Origin of the sequence: Devosia sp. (assembly GCF_036676215.1) — a bacterium.
Taxonomy (GTDB): domain Bacteria; phylum Pseudomonadota; class Alphaproteobacteria; order Rhizobiales; family Devosiaceae; genus Devosia.
Genome location: NZ_JAKFDJ010000219.1, coordinates 1 through 1,796 on the forward strand (window position 1 = coordinate 1; position 1,796 = coordinate 1,796).

The following is a 1,796-nucleotide window of genomic DNA, read 5'->3' on the forward strand; positions in this document are numbered from 1 at the left end:
TGCGCGGCGCGCCGGCGATCGGCGTCGCCTGGGACGTGCAGATCATCGACCATGTGCCGACCGATCCGTGGGACGTTGCGCTCGATCAGATGGTGACGCCGACGCGGGTGATCGGCGAGTAGCGCCAATCACAACCCGTCATCCCGGCTTTCGCCCATAGGCGCTAACTTTAAGATTCCCACGTTGGTGATTTTCTGATTCAAGCTTTGGATGGGCGAGGAACTCTCTGCATCCGACTGGGACGGGATCGTAGCGCGGCTGGGGTCGCCCGAGGAGCTGGAGCGCTCGGCTCGAGCCTTTGGCGCCTTCGAGCGCCGCCGCGAAGTTCGTGATGCGGCAACGCTGCTGCGCCTGTGTCTGGCCTATGGCTGCGGGTTGTCGCTGCGCGAGATTTCGGCCTGGGCCGCGATGACGGGGGTTGCGACCCTGTCGGATGTCGCCATTCTCAATCGGATACGCGGTTCGGCGGACTGGCTGAGCCATTTGGCTGGCCGGGTGGTGGCGTCTCGTTTGCCGCGGGCGGCAGCGGCACGATCGGTTCGCATCGTTGACGGTTCGATGGTGAGCGGGCCGTGCGGCACCTTGTACCGCCTGCATGCCGCCTATGATCTGGTCGAGCATCGCTTCACTCACCTTGAGCTCACCGACCACAAGGGAGCCGAGAAGCTGGACCGAACGCCGGTCGAGGCGGGCGAGATCCGGCTCGGTGATCGCTGCTTTGCCAGGCCCGAAGGCATGCGCCAGCTTCGCGCCGATGACGGTGACTTCATCCTTCGGATCGGCTGGAAATCCTTGTACCTGTGCGACCCGGGAGGGGGCCGGCTGGACCTGGCGGCCAAGTTGGGTGAGGTCTCGTCAGAGGCGCCGTTCGAGATGGCGGTCGAGATCCGCAACGGTCGCAAGCGAAGCCTCCCGCCGATCCCGGCGCGGCTGATCCTCATCAAGAAGGATGAAAAGGCCGCACAAGCGGGCCGCAAACGGGCGCGGCGGGAAAGCCAGCGCTCCGGCTCCGCCATCCAGCCGGCGACGTTGCGCGCCGCCGACTACATCATGCTGGTGACATCGCTCGATGGGGCGACCTACCCCGCGGCCGAGGTCGCCGGGCTCTATCGCCTGCGCTGGCAGATCGAACTCGCCTTCAAGCGGCTCAAAAGCCTGCTCGACTTCAACCGACTGCCCGCCAAAGATCCCGATCTGGCGCGAGCATGGCTCTTGTCCAAGCTGCTCATGGCGCTGATCCTCGAAGACCTCGACCGGGAACTCCCGGACCCTCCCCCCTGTGCCAACCGCCAAGCCGCGACGCCTCTCCATCTGGAGGCTCACCAAGATGCTCTTGCGCGCCGTCACCAACGCCATCCTCGGCAGCCTCACCCTCCAACTCGTCAAAACCCACCCGCCATGGTGGCTCAACGCACTCGCCGAACCCCCGCGACAAAGACGGAGTGAAGCCGCATGGAACTTAAGTTAGCGCCTATGCGCCTTCGCGGGGATGACGATGCTGGGTGGTGGTGTGGAACGGCCGCCCTTACTCCGCCATCACCCGCTTGCCGTCGGCCTTGTGAACCGTGCCGCGGCGCATCACGAAATCGACCTGCTGCAGCCGCGTCACATCCGCGATGGGATCGCCGGCCACCGCAATGATGTCGGCGTCCTTGCCGGGCTCGATGGTGCCGATGCTCGCCGCGCGGCCGATGAGGTCGGCGGCGTTGACGGTGGCGGTCTTGATCGCCTCGGGAGCCGCCTACAGTCTGGGGAACCTGGCTGCCGGCCTCCTGATCGCGGTGGCGGTCGGCATC

General features: G+C 65.9%; 2 protein-coding genes. One reads left to right on the forward strand and one right to left on the reverse strand.

Going from position 1 to position 1,796, the window contains the following annotated elements:
• The first annotated feature begins 210 nt into the window (after positions 1-210).
• Entirely contained in the window at positions 211-1,446 is a 1,236-nt protein-coding gene (locus V6M52_RS18260; protein ID WP_332702338.1) for an IS4 family transposase, read from the forward strand.
• 79 nt (positions 1,447-1,525) lie between these two features.
• Here the strand turns inward: V6M52_RS18260 and V6M52_RS18265 are convergent, their stop codons facing one another.
• Positions 1,526-1,726: an amidohydrolase family protein gene (locus V6M52_RS18265; protein ID WP_332702340.1), complete on the reverse strand. Its 201-nt coding sequence runs from the start codon at positions 1,724-1,726 to the stop codon at positions 1,526-1,528.
• Between the last annotated feature and the right edge of the window lie 70 nt (positions 1,727-1,796).